This is a genomic window from Pseudoalteromonas sp. MMG005 (assembly GCF_018101015.1).
In the GTDB taxonomy this organism is placed as follows: Bacteria; Pseudomonadota; Gammaproteobacteria; order Enterobacterales; family Alteromonadaceae; genus Pseudoalteromonas; species Pseudoalteromonas aurantia.
This window is the reverse complement of sequence record NZ_JAGJEK010000014.1, coordinates 34,002-51,004: the sequence shown is the minus strand read 5'-3', so window position 1 is coordinate 51,004 and position 17,003 is coordinate 34,002. Positions and strand designations below refer to the sequence as shown.

Sequence of the window (17,003 nt, the reverse complement as noted above, 5' to 3'; positions counted from 1 at the left end):
CCTATTGACCCTCCACTGTGATAAAGCATTGGCGAACTTGAATCATATTTATATGTGTTCCAAAAATGCATGCCCATGTGTGTTTGCACTTCCTGCAAGTAGCGTTTGCGATTGGGTGACATCTGCAGAGCTGGAGGTAAGTAAATAATGCATATAGCGTGTTATTGAGTCAGTAGTTGATGTCAAGCCTCCTTCTGAAAAAGAATATGGGCTAAGCAATGGTACGCTCTCACCTTCCCCATCTACCCCTTTGGTGATCTTATTGATTTCGTCGCTGGTAATGCGAAATTTTGTATCTTCCTCACCAGATTTTTCAGTAATAAGCTCTGTAACAAGCATCGAAAATGGCTTGTTATATACATTTTCAAGAATATAATCAATGAGCTCCGTACCAACATTTGAATATTGATATTCACTCCCAGGTCGTGAAGTCAGTTGGTAATGGGCCAGACCTTCAAACAGTTGCGATTTAGAATAATTTAATATCAGCTCAAAAGCTCTGCCACTTTTGAACTCTTCTCGAGTAAAGGCAAAGTCTTGAGGAAGCGCGCTTCTATGTGTTGCTAAATGGCGCAAAGTGATTGGCTGATTTAAATATTGTAGATTTTGATAACTGTCAGGTCCGAAGTACGCTCTAATATCGTCATCTAATTTTACCTTTTTATCCGTTACTGCTTTAGCGAGGAGTAATCCTGTGTATGTTTTAGTGACCGATGCAATTTCAAATATAGTTTCATGGCCGGGTTTCGTTCCATTTGAAAATTGGCCAAAATGGTTTTGGTAATTGTGCTGCCCACTTACTATGGCAATAGAAATCACCTGGGCATTTTCGTCGATTAAAAACTGCGTAAGCGCTTTCTCAACAATTGACTCAAAACCTAATTTACTATCGTTAGTACAAGCAGCTAAAAAAGAAATGAAAGTGGTGTGAGTCTTTTTATTTGATGTATAAACACATTTTTCCTTTATGAATTTAGTACTTTATTTATATTGATGAAATCATTTAATTGTAACAACCTATTTTATCAAGAAGTAAGTTATATTTGCATAAAAACACACCTCGAAATAAGCTGTATAACTGGCTCTTAACGTCATTTTTTACTCTAACAATAAGCCCTTAACCTTGTCTGAATTATTTACATTCAATGGCGTTAACCACTCATGTAATTGAAATATTTAGGTTACAATGTTGGCATAATTACTTTGATCACTAACTAGAGAGTATCGTGCAAAGACCATCCCCACCAGCAACAATAAATGAGCTCATGCAACGTGTAAACGACATAGCAGGGATTACTTTGGGAGAGCTCGCGACTCAGTATCAATTTAAGACACCAGAACATTTACTCAAAGAAAAAGGCTGGCCAGGACAGTTATTAGAATATGTACTTGGCGCAAGTGCTGGCTCAAAACCGGTTCCCGATTTCGAGCTACTGGGGATTGAATTAAAATCTTTGCCTATTGGATACAATGGTAAGCCTCTTGAAACCACCTACATAACAACGGTTCCATTAACTGGACTTACAGGCGCAACATTTCATGATAGCAACGTTAAAAAAAAGTTAGCCCATGTTCTTTGGTTGCCCGTTTTAGCCGAAAGAGCGTTACAGCCGATTGACAGAATAATTGGCTCTGGCTTTTTATGGCAACCCAACACATATCAAATTAACCAATTACAAAGAGATTGGGAAGAGCAAATTGAGTTAATCGCACTCGGGAAAATAGAACAAATATCTGGTCACCTAGGTGAAGTCATGCAGATCAGGCCTAAGGCAGCAAACAGTAAAGCCTTAACTGACGTCATTGGACCGCATGGGAAACTCACCAAAACTTTACCGAGAGGGTTTTATTTAAAAACAAAATTTACTCAACAAATATTAACAGAACACTTTCAAGGGTAATTACATTTCCTTTTAAGCTGTACTTACTGGTATTTGGCTACAAAAAAGCCGCCAATATGGCGGCTTTTTTAAGGCGTATTATTTACTGACCTTTTATCTCACTTCGACCTTTATATGTTGCTTTATCACCTAGTGCTTCTTCAATACGAAGTAGCTGATTATATTTAGCAACACGATCTGAACGACATAGTGAACCCGTTTTAATTTGACCAGCAGCAGTACCAACAGCAAGGTCTGCAATAGTTGCATCTTCTGTTTCACCTGAACGGTGAGAAATCACAGCAGTAAAGCCTGCATCTTGCGCCATTTTTATAGCGTCAAGTGTTTCTGATAATGTACCAATTTGGTTGAACTTGATCAAAATCGAGTTACCAATTTTCTCTTCAATACCGCGTGTTAGAATTTTCGTATTCGTTACGAATAAATCATCACCCACTAATTGTACTTTGTCACCAATTTTATCAGTTAAGATTTTCCAACCCGTCCAATCGCTTTCGTCTAAGCCATCTTCGATAGAAATAATCGGGTAACGTGCCGCTAAATCAGCTAAGAAACCTGCAAAACCTTCTGAGTCGAATACTTTACCTTCACCTTTTAGATCATACTTACCATCAACGTAAAATTCTGATGCAGCACAATCTAATGCCAGTGTTACATCTTTATTCATTTCATAACCAGCTGCATTAACGGCTTCAGTGATCACTTCTAGCGCTTCTTCATTTGACTTCAAGTTTGGCGCAAAACCACCTTCATCACCTACAGCCGTATTTAAGCCACGAGCACTCAAAACTTTTTTAAGGCTATGGAATATCTCAGCACCAATACGCAATGCTTCACGGAAACTAGACGCACCAACAGGCTGCACCATGAACTCTTGAATATCCACATTATTATCAGCGTGCTCACCGCCATTAATGATATTCATCATTGGTACCGGCATTGAATACTGACCAGATGTGCCATTGATATCGGCAATATGTTCATATAATGCAACCCCTTTTTCTTGGGCTGCAGCTTTCGCTGTTGCCAAAGATACGGCTAGGATTGCATTTGCACCAAATTTTTCTTTGTTCTCTGTGCCATCTAAGTCAATCATAATTTGATCAACATCGCGTTGTGCTAAGGCATCTTTACCTTCTAACGCTTGTGCTAAGTCAGTATTGATGAAATTAACGGCCGTTAATACACCCTTACCTAAATAGCGTGACTTATCACCATCTCGTAACTCAAGTGCTTCTCTGGTGCCAGTCGATGCGCCAGATGGTGCACATGCGCGCCCCCATGCACCTGTATCTAGGTGAACATCAGCTTCAACTGTTGGGTTACCGCGTGAGTCCATAACTTCACGGCCAATCACTTTTACGATTTTTGACATCTTGATTCCTCTTATTCCCAAAATGGTGAGTTTATTGTTAAGTGCTTACTATCCTGTTATTACCAAATAAGCATTGCATTAAATACTGGTAGTGATTCACTGCGATACATACTTTTATCACACAATAAAAAAGCCGTGCGATTGCACGGCTTTTCTTAATTATGACTCTGCTTTTTGGAAGCTATGTGCAGCTGCTACAAAGCCTTCAAATAATGGATGTCCATCTCGCGGCGTTGAAGTAAACTCTGGGTGGAACTGTGCGGCTACAAACCAAGGGTGATCTTTATTTTCAATGATCTCCACTAGCTTCTTGTCTTCTGACAAACCAGTAAACTGCAACCCTGCTTGCTCAAGGCGCTCAACATAGTTGTTATTTACTTCATAACGATGACGATGACGCTCAAAGATCTCGTTGCTACCATAAGCTTCGAATACTTTTGAGTTGTCTTTTACATGGCACTTCTGAGAACCAAGACGCATTGTGCCACCCAAATCCGAAGCTTCATCACGGATTTCAACTTTGCCTTCTGCATCTAGCCATTCCGTGATTAACCCCACAACTGGATGCGGTGATTCTGCGTCAAACTCTGTGGAGTTTGCACCTTCAAGACCGGCAACATTTCGTGCATATTCAATCAGCGCAACTTGCATACCCAAACAAATACCTAAGTATGGTACTTTATTTTCACGCGCATATTTGGCAGCAAGTATCTTACCTTCAACACCTCGGCTACCAAAACCGCCCGGTACCAAGATAGCATCAAGATGAGCTAATAATTCAACTCCTTTGCTTTCAACATTTTGTGAATCAACATACTCAATATTCACAGTCACTCGGTTTTTCAAGCCCGCATGTTTTAATGCTTCATTCACGGATTTGTATGCATCAGGTAACTCGATGTACTTACCAACCATACCAATCGTGACTTCGCCTGTCGGATTTGATTCTTGGTACAACACTTGTTCCCACTCAACAAGATCAGCTTCAGGCACATCTAAGTGGAAACGACGACACACTAAGTTGTCTAAATCTTGAGATTTAAGCAACGCAGGGATCTTATAAATGCTATCAACATCTTGCAAAGAAATAACCGCTTTTTCTTCAACGTTCGTAAACAACGCAATCTTCGCTCGTTCATTTGCTGGCAGTTTACAATTTGAACGACAAACCAGAATATCAGGTTGAATCCCGATTGAACGCAATTCTTTTACTGAGTGCTGAGTTGGCTTAGTTTTTACTTCACCCGCCGCACCAAGGAATGGCACTAGGGTTAAGTGCATGAACAATACACTTTCACGGCCAAGTTCTGTACCTAACTGACGAATCGCTTCTAAAAACGGTTGTGACTCTATGTCACCAACCGTACCACCAATCTCAACAATGGCGATCTCATGACCTTCCGCGCCTTCTAATACTCGGCGTTTGATGTCATTGGTAATATGTGGGATCACTTGAATTGTAGCGCCTAAGTAACCGCCTTTACGCTCTTTGCGTAATACATCTTCAAATACACGGCCTTGTGTGAAGTTGTTGCGGCTGGTCATTTTGGTGCGAATAAAGCGCTCGTAATGACCTAAATCTAGGTCTGTTTCAGCACCATCTTCAGTTACGAATACCTCACCATGTTGAATCGGGCTCATTGTGCCTGGGTCAACATTAATATAGGGATCCAGCTTAAGAATAGTTACATTCAAGCCACGTGCTTCTAAAATAGCGGCTAATGAAGCAGCTGCAATACCTTTACCCAAGGAGGAAACAACTCCGCCCGTTACGAAGATAAATTTTGTACTCATGCGAACCCTAGAATATCAGGAAAAATGGAATTTAAATAAGAATCAAGACGGGGCGATAGTGTAGCAAAGTTGCTCGTATCAATCCAGTTAAAATATAAATTGAATCTTAAATAATTATAAAGTCATTGATCACTATGTTGCTTTTTAACATATTCCCACGCGTCATTCATTTCCTGCAAACTTGCTTTTTGCAGATTTACACCTCGCTTGCGCAAAACAGTGTCTACACCGGCAAATCGCGCGACAAACTTATCGCTGGCTTGACGGAGTATTTGCTCTGGGTCGTGCTTCGCATGTCGTGCGACATTAACGGTCGCAAATAACAAATCTCCAATTTCTTCCGCACTATGCGTCGAATGCGGATCATACTCTAACGCTTCACTGACCTCTTCAACTTCTTCGACTACTTTTTCAAGTGCTCCATGATAGTCTGGCCAATCAAAGCCCAATGCTGAAGCTCTCTTTTGTATTTTTTGGGCTCGGGACAATGCAGGCAACATACGAGGTATATCATCCCAGAGTACTTTCGACTTATGAGCATGTTCTGCTCGTTCTTGTAACTTAATGTCTTGCCATTGTTGTTCTAGCTCTGATTCAGACAAAGTGACTTGTTGCTTAAACACATGAGGGTGACGTCGCTCTAACTTTTCATTTAACGTATCCACCACGTCATCAAAATCAAATAAACTTTGTTCCTGTGCTAATTGTGCATAAAAAACTACCTGAAACAACAAGTCACCTAACTCGCCTTTTAATGCAGGCATATTATTTGTTTCTATTGCCCCTGCAACTTCATAAGCTTCCTCAATCGTATGCGGCACAATTGAGTGAAGTGTTTGTGCTTTATCCCAATCACAACCAGTTTTAGGATCACGTAAAGTGGCCATAATTTTTAATAGCGTCGCTACATTTTCGGACATTTTTTCTTTACTCAATGTTGACGCTTAGCGTCAAACACGCCTTCTATTTGATGGAGTTTAGTTAACAGTCTATTCATTGCTGATAAATCAGATACTTCAATTTTCATCTCAAATATCGCCACATCACGTGCATCATCTGTTTGCACGTTCATATTGAGGACATTCACTTTTTCGTTGGCCAGTACTGAGCTGATATCTCGAATTAAGCCCTGTCTATCATTTGCTTCAATTCGAACCGTTATCGTATAAGCCGCTTGTATTTCTGATGACCAACTTACAGCAATCTCACGTTCAGGCTTTTGCTTGCAAATATGCATAAACGAATCACAGTCACTGCGATGTACAGCAATACCTCGACCTTGTGTAATATATCCAACAATGTCGTCTCCAGGCACTGGTTGACAACATTTGGCCACATGACTCATCAAGCTACCGACACCATCCACTACGATGCCATTTTTATCTCCTCGATGTTTACGTGGAGACGAAATTTTTACAGTCGCTTCTTCTTCAGGCTTATCAATAATATAATTAAGAAATTGATTTATGCGTACATCGCCAGCCCCAATAGCAACCATCAAATCGTCAAGCTCTTTGAAATTAAATCGTGAAATTGCGGGCTCTAAGTGCTTATACGTCAAACCCAGCTTATGCAATTGCACATCTAATATCTCTTTTCCTGCTATCAAGTTCTTATCGCGGTCTTGTTGCTTAAACCAGTGATGTATTTTACTGCGAGCTCGAGAAGAATGAATATAACCAAGAGAGGGGTTTAACCAATCTCGACTGGGCGAAGGATTTTTTTGCGTTAATATCTCTATTTGATCGCCAGTTACGAGTTTATGTGTGAAAGGCACTATTTTACCAAAAATCTTTGCGCCAATGCATCGGTGTCCAACATTAGAGTGAATGTAATACGCGAAATCCAGTGGTGTTGCCCCTAAAGGTAAATCAAAAATATCCCCTTTCGGCGTAAAAACGTAAACCCGGTCTTCAACGACTTGATTCTTCAGTTCGTCAGCTAAGTCACTGCCATCAACTACTTCTTCTTGCCACTGAAGTAACTTCCTTAACCAACTTATTTTCTGCTCATAGCCCGAACCTCGGCCTGGCAACGCACCTTCTTTGTACATCCAGTGTGCAGCAACACCTAGCTCGGCATCTTGATGCATCTCTTCTGTGCGAATTTGAATTTCAATGGTTTTACCTTCTGGTCCAAAAACCACCGTATGAATTGATTGGTAGCCATTTTGTTTTGGCGTTGCAACATAATCATCAAACTCTTTCGGTAAATGGCGCCAGTTCGTATGTACAATTCCTAACGCTGCATAACAATCTTGAAGCTCATCAACCACAACGCGCATTGCACGAATATCAAAAAGCTGATCAAATTCGTAGCTTTTCTGAGACATTTTCTTATAAATACTAAAAATATGCTTCGGACGGCCATAAACTTGCGCTTTTACCCCCGCTTCAGCTAACTTGGTTGTTACTGAATGCACCATATTTTCCATATACGCTTCGCGATCTAAGCGCTTATCTGCAAGTTGTTTTGCAATCGATTTGTATGTTTTTGGGTGTAAGTAGCGAAAAGAAAGGTCTTCCAGTTCCCACTTTAACTGTCCAATTCCCAAGCGGTTTGCTAAAGGTGCAAAAATATTAGCTGTCGCTTTGGCTGCAATTACTCGCTCTTCCTCATCTGAATTCTTAACAGCTCGCAAATGACAAATTTGTTCTGCGAGCTTAATGACAACAGCACGCACATCTTCGACCATGGCTAACAACATTCGTCGCACATTATCAATTTGCACATTCCCTTTGCCTTGGTGCGCCAATGTACTGATAGTCGCCATTTGCTCTACACCACTTAGTAACAAAGTTACGTTGTCACCAAATTCTGCTTGCACGTTTTCAAGGTCAATTTGCTTATTTAAAAAGTATGGGGTTAAATAGGCGGTTGCTAATGACTCCGAATCAAAATTCAACTCAGCCAAAATCTCCACCATTTCAATGGCGTTATGTAACCTTGTAGCATCCAGTTCAGCCGGACATAAATCATGTGCTCGCTGCAAATAAGCCAGCTTGTCTGCAGATAAACTGAGTTGCGATAGTCGAGTTGAAAAGTCATCCGACTGCTGCTGTTGATGTGATTGACGGGTGGCAACCATCTGTACTATCTCCTTTGGAATAACGCCATTGTTTCGATATGCCCTGTATGTGGGAACATATTCATCAACCCTACTTTCACAAGTGAAAGCCCACTATCTAGCAATAATTTGCTATCTCTGGCTAATGTTACTGGATCACATGATACATAAAGTACTTTATTGAATTGCGTTAATGGCATTTGCTGCAATATGCCAAATGCTCCCGTACGTGAAGGGTCTAACACCAATACCTTTGCACTTTGGTCAAACCATGGCGCTTGCGCCATATCCTGTGTTAAGTCAAAACAATGGAACTCTGCATTTTCTATATGATTAGTTTGCGCATTTTGTTTAGCCATTGCAACAGATGAGGCTGAGCCTTCAACACCAATGACACTGTTTGCTCGTTTTGCGAGCAATAAAGAGAAATTACCAATACCACAGAATAAATCTAATACCCTATCGCTATAAGATACCTCTAACCACATCAATGCTTGCATCAACATTGCCGTATTTACTTCAGCATTAACCTGTACAAAATTATCCAATGTAAAATTAAAACGCACATCATCTGCAATATAATAGGGCAGTTCGTTAAGCTCTGACACTTTATCACCATTATCCCATACTATTTTCCAGCCCAAAACGTGACTTTTCTCTTCCAGATAATCTTTATCGCGGGCCGTAATACTTTTTGTATGCCTTAGCAGTACGAATTGGCCATTATCGGCATCACATAATTGAACATGACTAACAGAGCAATAACCATCTCGGCTATTTAATAACGCTCTCAAGTCTTCAAAGATATTATCAAAATGGCCGGTTAGAACCTGACAGTTTTTTACCTCAACGATTTTCTTACTCTTAAAACCACGAAAGCCTAATTTCAGAAGCTTATTCCCTTTATCATAGAAACACGCTATACGCGCACTGCGTCTGTAATACTTAGATTTGCTTTCAATAGCGGGTTGCCAACATTCTACATCATATTGTGCAAATTTTTGAAAAAGCTTATCAACCGCCTGTTGTTTATGAAAAAGCTGTGAAGAAAGTACCAAGTGTTGTGTCTGACATCCGCCACATGTGTCATTGTCGCGGCAGAACGGCGTGACACGTTCATTGCTCGGCTCAATTACTTGAAGTGTTTTAGCTTCAATTAATTTAGACTTATCCTGCAAAACTTGCGCTTTTACCCGTTCATTTACCAAGGCTCCCTCGACAAAACACACTTTGCCTTTATGATTAGCAACACCACGACCTTGGTGGTCTAGCGAATGTATTTTTACTTCAATAGCTTGCTTATCTACTGTCCGCTTTTTTGGACGAAAAATCTGTGCCATAACATTGCCCCTTAAACATTGCTTATCAGCGCTGAAATCGATAACCTAAAGTCAAAATAATTACTGTGACTAACTGCCTCAGATGACCAAATTTAGCCTGCGTGATAGCATTCTTATTCTGACTTTAATTCCGACGGTACTGATCGGCTTAATCTTAGGAGGCTATTTTACCGTAAATCGCTATGTTGAGCTTGAACAAATTCTCAATCAACAAGGTAGCAGTATTTCAGAACCTCTCGCGATTGCGACAGAACACAGTATTGTTTCTCAAGATCGCATTAACTTACATCGCGTTTTAAGCACGGCGCATAACAAACATGCGCCTTTAGTTAAAAGTATCTCCGTATTCGATCTGGACAATCAATTGTTGCTGACGAGCAATTTTCATGAAAAATTTAATAAATTGTATTATTTAGGGGACGCAAGTCAGCTACATCAAACGGAAATGATAAAACTCGCTGATACCTTCGTCTTTTACACACCTATAAAACACTATGCCAAGCACACTAATGATTGGAGCGAAGCTCACCCTGACACGCTTGCTATTTTGGCAGTAGAAATAAGTCAAGACCAAGCATTAATCTCTCAGCAACATGCCCTTATTTTAAGCAGTAGCATTATACTCATTGCTATCTTGCTCAGTGCATTACTGTCATTACGGGTCAGCCGAATGTTCACTATGCCACTTTCAAGGTTACTGTTAGCAACGGATAAACTTGTTGAAGGTAAACGTGATATCGGTATACAAGGTCACATGCAAGGTGAATTTGAACTTCTTCGACAAGGCTTGAACACAATAAATAATAAAATGACAGGTCAACGTGACGAAATGCAAAAACACATTGATCAGGCCACCAGTGATTATCGTGAAACATTAGAACAATATGAAACACAAAATATCCAGTTAAACATTGCCAAGAAAGAGGCTCAAGATGCCAACCGCGTAAAATCCGACTTTTTAGCAAAAATGAGCCATGAGTTGCGCACGCCTCTCAACGGTGTCATCGGTTTTACCCGACAGTTATATAAAACCCCCCTTAATAAACACCAAAAAGACTACTTAGATACCATTGAATTATCTGCAAATAGTCTACTGACTATTATCAGTGATATCTTAGACTTCTCAAAACTCGAAGCGGGTGCTATGGATTTGGAAAACATTCAATTTCAGCTACGTGATGCTGTCAATGAAGTGATGACCCTACTTGCGCCGAGTGCACATGATAAACAACTAGAGTTATCTATTTCAATAAATAGACAAGTACCCGATAACTTGGTAGGTGATCCAACTAGATTAAAACAAATCTTAATTAATTTGATCAGTAATGCCATCAAGTTTACCGAGCAAGGTTCCGTGAAGGTCGATATTAGTCATCGGTTACTTAACGAAACGCACGCATCTCTTTTAGTGTCGATCAGTGATACCGGTGTGGGCATTGCGATGGATAAACAAGATGCCTTATTTACTCCATTTGGGCAAGCTGACTCTAGTATCACTCGAAAGTTTGGCGGAACGGGCTTAGGGCTTATCATAACCAAGCACATCGTTGAAGCGATGAAAGGTAGGATCACGCTCAACTCAGCATCTGGAAGCGGCACATGCTTTACATTCAACTCCGTTTTTGAATTACCCAACCGCCTCTATAACGACGATTTACCATGCGGTTCACTCCATAATAAGCGAGTGCTGTACTTTGAACCACAAGAACATACCCATTATTCTGTTGTAGCACAACTTCATGAATGGGAAATGCAAGTTACTGCCTGTCAAACTGAAGATGAATTTTTCGCAGCTCTGACACAGGATTTTAATTTTGATGTTTGTCTCATTGGCAACATGGCAAGCGTTGAGCATATGCAAACCGTAAAGGGCTATATTAGTAAAGCCCGAGAATCTGCCGATTACCTATACCTCATGCTCAATACCATATCGCATAATATGCGTGAATCCCTTATCGGCAGTGGCGCCGATGCTTGCTTGAGTAAACCACTCAATCACAGAAAACTATGCGAAGTTCTCGCAGCCCCCTATCGCCTTGATCACCCTAGTATTGGGATTGAAGAAAACCGAGAGCAAATACTGCCCTTGAAAGCGCTTATCGCGGATGATAATGATGCCAACTTAAAGCTGCTTTCTACCTTACTCTCTGAGCAAATTGAAGCCATCGATACGGCGCACAATGGCTCCCAAGCTGTTAGCCTATGTAAAATGCATAAATACGATTTAGTTTTTATGGATATACAAATGCCGATAATGGACGGTATCACCGCGTGTAAAACGATTAAGGAAGCATCACTCAATGAAGAAACCCCCATTATTGCAGTAACTGCCCATGCCCTCTCAGGTGAAAAAAACCAACTATTAAAAGACGGATTCAGTGGCTATCTGACCAAACCTATTGATGAAGATATGCTTAAACAAACCATTTGTGACTATGGCCAAACGACACCATCGTCAGTACCCAGAAACAAGTCTCAACTCACAGTAAGTCGCCCTCCTTTTATCAGTGAATTGCTGGATTGGCCGTTAGCATTACAACATGCGGGAGGAAAACCAGATTTGGCAATTGAAATGTTAAATATGCTACTAAACAGTATTACTGAAACAAAAACAAATATTCACCAAGCACAAGAGCAAAACGATAGTGAACAGCTATTAAGTGTGATTCATAAATTCCACGGAGCATGCTGTTATACCGGTGTGCCTAAACTTAAAAAATTAGCAGAAGCTTTAGAAACAGGTTTGAAAAAGCAAGTAGCAGTTAGTGACATTGAGCCTGAGCTTTTTGAACTTTTAGATGAATTGGATAACTTAGAACGCGACTCACAAATTGCCACCAATACCTCCGACATGTAACGCGCACTAACTTTACATTATTTAAGTCTATAGTGCTGATAAGAAACTTATCAGCACTCAGTGTCTGCTCCTCTTCAAAGCATTCTTCCATAACAACAACGAACAAAAATTAATAACTCAGCTACAATTATTAGTGCTTTCTAACTATAAACACAAAGAGAAACCTATATGATGGACTTTTCCCAAATAGATGTCGAACACCTTCTAAACACCGTTATTGAAATGGCAATTTTATATGCCCCAAAAATCGTGTTAGCAATATTAACACTCATTATCGGCCTCTGGGTCATCTCGCTGATTGGCAAGGGCGTTGACTTCTTGCTACAAAAGAAAGAATTTAACGTGTCTTTACGTAAATGGTTATGCAGTATGGCTACAGTACTCTTAAAAGCCTGCTTGTTCATTTCTGTTATCTCTATGATCGGCGTACAAACAACCTCTTTCATTGCTATTTTAGGTGCTGCGGGGTTAGCAATAGGCTTAGCCTTACAAGGTAGTCTGTCTAATTTTGCAGGAGGTGTGCTCATTCTAATTTTTAAGCCTTTTCAAGTCGGTGACTATATTGTGGCTCAAGGGGAAGAAGGCGTTGTTGAAGCTATCGATGTATTTTGTACATTTTTAACCACATTGGATAACCGTCGTGTAATTTTGCCTAACGGACCTTTAGCAAGTGAGAAAATTAAAAACATCACCCATGAGTCAATTAGACGTGTTGACCTCAGTGTTGGCATAAGTTACTCAGCATCGGTTGATGATGCAGAGAAAGCTCTCACAAATATGGCGTTAGAAAATAATTCAGTACTCAAAACCCCAGAGCCTTTTGTCGGTGTCACAGGGTATGGAGACAGTTCTATTGATTTAACCCTAAGAGTATGGTGTAAAACAGAGGACTATTGGGATGTATATTTTGATATTAATCGAGCGATAAAACCAGCATTAGATCAAGCTGACATTGCTATTCCATTTCCACAAAGAGATGTGCATATTATTGATAAGTCATCTTAGAAAGCGACCATTGTTTGTAGCCGTTGGTGCTCACTAGCGGCTTTGCAAGCTATATTTGAAACCGACTTAAACCCAAAAAACGCTTGTCTTCTTAAGTCAATTACTTCGAATACTCTCCACTGATGTGTCATACAAGGTTGGTTTTTCACCTCACTCATCAATATTTGACCCTTTTAATATGAAATCCGTATCCTAATAAACAAGAAACTTACTGAGTAATATATATGAAGAAGGTAATTTGAGCGCACACAACACTGCAAAGACTACTTGCATAGGGTTAGCTAAGCCAATCTCGGGAGCGACTGTTAGCAGTGATCTAAGTCCCACGATAAATAAATGTAGCCTGGTCGTTAGAACTCGACCAAACTACATGTGATAAACTTACATAATGCGAGATAATAATCGCGGCTTTGCAGATTTCCGGTTTCGTCGCATCGTCGCACGCAGTTGCGAGCGAGTACCTTCAAGCCAGCTTTCTCTATCTACTTTTGCTTCGTCGCCTCGACGCGCTTCTTCCGTTGCCCTAAAGCTACAAAATTCTCTGTAAGCTCTGAGATCCAGCGATAAATCTTGTAACACTAATTCAATCATTATTGCGTCATCAATATAACCCAAACCTGGAATGTGATCTGGCACTACGTCTTCAGGTTCACTGAAATATGCCAAAGATAGAATAATGGCTTTCTTCTCTTCTTCTGGTACTTGCCATTCAACGTCTTGCACTGCATCAATCAACAACGCAAGTGATGTCATTCGAGTTCGAACAAACTCTGGTAACTCAGCTTGCTCCATTTCTAATATGAGTTTTCGGGCTTTACTAATTATTTCTTCTTCATTGGTATGATTGCTCTTAGCAATAACATTTTGCATCATTGTTTTAAAATGCGCTAAGTCTGCATCTGATAGTTCGAAATTAATTTCTATTGGCATAATATTCCCCAGAGTCCTTTATCTTCTATAATATTTAACAACATATGTCGTTACTTAAACTATGCCATTAAACAATACAATATGAAATCATAGCAAAGCATTATCTCCTACTAGTAGTCATAAAAAAGGGCATCAAATCGATGCCCTTTTTAAAATAGTTGACCCTAGCCCAGTTAATTTTGCTCTGATACCTGAATTTGTGGACGTGTCACATCCGCTTTAGCTTCAAGTGCGTTAACAAACGCTAAGTAATTTTTGTTAATCTGAGTATTTGTGATGCTTTGCTTCTGTTGTTCATCAATTTCCACTGAAAGCTCAACCTCGTTAACCTTTTTCAATTGTACTAAAGCCGCATCTCCATTATTCAAGGCAACAACAGCCATTTCAAACTTTTCATCCGCCGGATGAGGAAGTTTAAATACCTCTGTCACAATGGCGGGTGCAACCGAGTAAGTTTGACGTGCTAAGGCAGCTTCTGAGTTCAATTCAACGCCTTCTTCCGTAGCAATATCAGATAATAGCTTACCGCCTTGCAATGCACTGAATAAAGTTTTAGCTCGCTCATTGATCAGCTCTGATGCTTTTTCGTTAACAAGCGTTGTTTCGATTTCCGCTTTAACCCCATCAAACGGTTTTGTTGCAGCAGCGGCATAATCTAACACTCGAACAACAATAATATGCTCTGCACCAATTTCCAAGACTTCCGAGTTCACTCGATCTTCTAGTAGCTCTGGAGTAAATAGCGTACGTGTTACTGCTGGCGTATTTAATGGTGCTGGTAGTACTGAGCGATTAATCAACGCCGTTGATTTAAGCTCAACACCCGCAGCCAACGCCGCATCTTCAAGTGAGTCAGACATTTCAAACGCCAACTCAGCAATTTCAGTTTGCTTTTGATAAAATGCATCAACTTTTGCGTTCTTTTCTAACTCAGCTCGTAAGTCTGCCTTAACCTCATCGAACGGTTGAATTTCTTCACGCTCAATATCCGTCAATTGAATAATATGATAACCAAATTCTGATGTTACAACTTCTGAGATATCACCAACATTTTCTAGTGCAAATGCTGCAGTTTCAAACTCAGGATCCATCATATCACGTTCGATCCAATCTAAATCACCGCCTAACTCTGCGCTGACAATGTCATCTGACTGCGTACTTGCTAATTCAGAAAACTCTGTGCCTGAGCGTAACTGTGACAACAAGTCTTGTGCTTTAGTATTGGCCGTCGCATCATCTTCACTATTATCGATTAATATATGTGAAACACGACGTTTTTCAGGCTCTAAGTATTGTGTTTTACTTTCTTCATAATACGCAAGCACATCTGCATCAGTAATGGCCGTTTCAGGCTCAACATTATCGGCCTTAAGCTCTAAATATTGTACTGAAACTTGTTCTGCTGATTGATATTTATCTTGATTTAACTCGTAGTAATTCGATACTGCATCTTCATCAATTGATACTTGGTCTTTAACTTTGTCTTTACTTAAGACAATATAATCAAGTGCGCGCGTTTGTTGCTGCAGAGCAACCGTGCTTTTTAGCTCATTTGATAAAACAAACTCAGTACCTGCAACTGCCGAAACCAATTGAGAGCGAGTCATTTCTTCACGTAAATATTCACGAAAAGTATCTGGTTGGAAGTTCATTTGACGTATTACTTGTAAATAGCGCTCATTACTAAACTCACCACCCAATTGGAAGTAAGGCATTTCAACAATGGCTTGCTTCACTTGTTCATCACTCACTCGTAGGCCAAGCTCAATGGCGAGTTGATTTTGTAATTCTTGTTGAACCAGTCTATCAACTACCCCTTTACGAATTTGTGCCATATAAGTCGGATCTGACGAAATTTGTGCAAAGTATTCTCCAAACTGCTGCTCTAATCGAGCCCGTTCATTTTGGTATGCCCTTGCAAAATCTGTTTGACTAATTTTTATTCCATTGACTTCTGCAACAGGTTGCTCTGTGGTTTGACCTAGGTAACCACCGATCCCTGCTAGAGCAAAAGACAAGATTACTGCACCAAGAATAATTTTGGCTACTGGGCCTTGAGAGCCCTCTCTGATCTTTTCAAGCATTTGTTCTTTCTCTTATCTAAGCCAAAGCACATACGCGCTTTAGAAGTTTCTTGCTAATGTAAAAAAAGCGTATCTTATCAGATACGCTTTTTTTCTTGAAGCAACACACGGCTTTGAAATGCAAATAGTGTGAAACAGTGTAAAACCGCGCTAAAAATCCAAGTGGATTAGTTTACTGCATCTTTTAACGCTTTACCCGCTTTGAAAGAAGGGATATTAGCCGCTGCAATTTGAATCGTCTCACCAGTTTGCGGATTACGACCAGAGCGTGCTGCGCGTTCACGCACCGAAAAAGTACCAAAACCAACCAGTGCTACAGAATCACCATCTTTTAACGCACCAGTTACAGATTCAATGAACGAATCTAGCGCACGACCTGCGGCCGCTTTAGAAATATCAGCATCAGCTGCGATTTGATCGATTAATTGAGATTTATTCACAATATCATCCTCTTACATTGTTATTATCAAAAGCGAGAGCTTGTTTTGATAACTACCACTTTTATTATTCATACTAGAGACATCACAGCGACTCTCTAATGCGTAATCTTGCTCAAGCCTAGGCTACATAAGGGCTAGGCTTGAACCAGTGCCTAAGTTAACATACCTTTTAGATTTGAAAACCCTTTTGCAGCACTTTTTTCGATTTTT

Annotated in this window: 12 protein-coding genes; 3 read left to right on the top strand and 9 right to left on the bottom strand. The window is 40.2% G+C overall.

The window, feature by feature from the left end; genetic code table 11:
* Positions 1-48: 48 nt before the first annotated feature.
* The gene (locus J8M01_RS23970; RefSeq protein WP_348772751.1) at positions 49-819 is read right to left on the bottom strand and encodes a serine hydrolase domain-containing protein; all 771 of its coding nucleotides are present in this window, start codon (positions 817-819) and stop codon (positions 49-51) included.
* Between the two features lie 407 nt (positions 820-1,226).
* Here J8M01_RS23970 and mutH point away from each other — a divergent pair, with 407 nt between their 5' ends.
* Positions 1,227-1,901 carry a DNA mismatch repair endonuclease MutH gene (gene mutH / locus J8M01_RS12290; protein ID WP_211058158.1) on the top strand — a complete coding sequence of 225 codons (675 nt, stop codon included), beginning with the start codon at positions 1,227-1,229 and terminating at the stop codon, positions 1,899-1,901.
* Between the two features lie 82 nt (positions 1,902-1,983).
* Here mutH and eno read toward each other — a convergent pair whose 3' ends face one another.
* The 5 genes from eno to rlmD form a co-directional block, all read right to left on the bottom strand.
* Positions 1,984-3,276 carry a phosphopyruvate hydratase gene (gene eno / locus J8M01_RS12285; protein ID WP_192506786.1) on the bottom strand — a complete coding sequence of 431 codons (1,293 nt, stop codon included), beginning with the start codon at positions 3,274-3,276 and terminating at the stop codon, positions 1,984-1,986.
* Between the two features lie 159 nt (positions 3,277-3,435).
* The gene (locus J8M01_RS12280) at positions 3,436-5,070 is read right to left on the bottom strand and encodes a CTP synthase (RefSeq protein ID WP_211058157.1); all 1,635 of its coding nucleotides are present in this window, start codon (positions 5,068-5,070) and stop codon (positions 3,436-3,438) included.
* Positions 5,071-5,192: 122 nt separating this feature from the next.
* Positions 5,193-5,990 (bottom strand): nucleoside triphosphate pyrophosphohydrolase, encoded by a 798-nt coding sequence (gene mazG / locus J8M01_RS12275; RefSeq protein ID WP_211058156.1) that lies wholly within the window; start codon positions 5,988-5,990, stop codon positions 5,193-5,195.
* Positions 5,991-6,001: 11 nt separating this feature from the next.
* Positions 6,002-8,158: a GTP diphosphokinase gene (gene relA / locus J8M01_RS12270; protein ID WP_192506783.1), complete on the bottom strand. Its 2,157-nt coding sequence runs from the start codon at positions 8,156-8,158 to the stop codon at positions 6,002-6,004.
* 5 nt (positions 8,159-8,163) lie between these two features.
* Positions 8,164-9,477: a 23S rRNA (uracil(1939)-C(5))-methyltransferase RlmD gene (gene rlmD / locus J8M01_RS12265; RefSeq protein WP_211058155.1), complete on the bottom strand. Its 1,314-nt coding sequence runs from the start codon at positions 9,475-9,477 to the stop codon at positions 8,164-8,166.
* Positions 9,478-9,559: 82 nt separating this feature from the next.
* Between rlmD and barA the strand changes: the two genes are divergently transcribed.
* Positions 9,560-12,334, top strand: a complete 2,775-nt coding sequence (gene barA / locus J8M01_RS12260) for a two-component sensor histidine kinase BarA (protein ID WP_211058154.1) — start codon at positions 9,560-9,562, stop codon at positions 12,332-12,334.
* Positions 12,335-12,502: 168 nt separating this feature from the next.
* Positions 12,503-13,339 carry a mechanosensitive ion channel domain-containing protein gene (locus J8M01_RS12255; protein WP_211058153.1) on the top strand — a complete coding sequence of 279 codons (837 nt, stop codon included), beginning with the start codon at positions 12,503-12,505 and terminating at the stop codon, positions 13,337-13,339.
* A 381-nt stretch (positions 13,340-13,720) separates the two neighbouring features.
* Here J8M01_RS12255 and J8M01_RS12250 read toward each other — a convergent pair whose 3' ends face one another.
* From J8M01_RS12250 to hupB, 3 genes are all read right to left on the bottom strand, one after another.
* The gene (locus tag J8M01_RS12250; protein WP_192506779.1) at positions 13,721-14,269 is read right to left on the bottom strand and encodes a YkvA family protein; all 549 of its coding nucleotides are present in this window, start codon (positions 14,267-14,269) and stop codon (positions 13,721-13,723) included.
* Between the two features lie 173 nt (positions 14,270-14,442).
* The gene (locus J8M01_RS12245) at positions 14,443-16,353 is read right to left on the bottom strand and encodes a SurA N-terminal domain-containing protein (protein WP_211058152.1); all 1,911 of its coding nucleotides are present in this window, start codon (positions 16,351-16,353) and stop codon (positions 14,443-14,445) included.
* A 167-nt stretch (positions 16,354-16,520) separates the two neighbouring features.
* Positions 16,521-16,793 carry a nucleoid-associated protein HU-beta gene (gene hupB / locus J8M01_RS12240; RefSeq protein ID WP_010371157.1) on the bottom strand — a complete coding sequence of 91 codons (273 nt, stop codon included), beginning with the start codon at positions 16,791-16,793 and terminating at the stop codon, positions 16,521-16,523.
* Between the last annotated feature and the right edge of the window lie 210 nt (positions 16,794-17,003).

What these genes read in the sequence shown, in the direction of transcription:
- eno (WP_192506786.1), bottom strand. Translation starts at nt 3,276, where the DNA reads ATGTCAAAAATCGTAAAAGTGATTGGCCGTGAAGTTATGGACTCACGC.
- relA (WP_192506783.1), bottom strand. Translation starts at nt 8,158, where the DNA reads ATGGTTGCCACCCGTCAATCACATCAACAGCAGCAGTCGGATGACTTT.
- J8M01_RS12245 (WP_211058152.1), bottom strand. Translation starts at nt 16,353, where the DNA reads ATGCTTGAAAAGATCAGAGAGGGCTCTCAAGGCCCAGTAGCCAAAATT.
- barA (WP_211058154.1), top strand. Translation starts at nt 9,560, where the DNA reads ATGACCAAATTTAGCCTGCGTGATAGCATTCTTATTCTGACTTTAATT.
- J8M01_RS12250 (WP_192506779.1), bottom strand. Translation starts at nt 14,269, where the DNA reads ATGCCAATAGAAATTAATTTCGAACTATCAGATGCAGACTTAGCGCAT.
- mazG (WP_211058156.1), bottom strand. Translation starts at nt 5,990, where the DNA reads ATGTCCGAAAATGTAGCGACGCTATTAAAAATTATGGCCACTTTACGT.
- J8M01_RS12255 (WP_211058153.1), top strand. Translation starts at nt 12,503, where the DNA reads ATGATGGACTTTTCCCAAATAGATGTCGAACACCTTCTAAACACCGTT.
- rlmD (WP_211058155.1), bottom strand. Translation starts at nt 9,477, where the DNA reads ATGGCACAGATTTTTCGTCCAAAAAAGCGGACAGTAGATAAGCAAGCT.
- J8M01_RS12280 (WP_211058157.1), bottom strand. Translation starts at nt 5,070, where the DNA reads ATGAGTACAAAATTTATCTTCGTAACGGGCGGAGTTGTTTCCTCCTTG.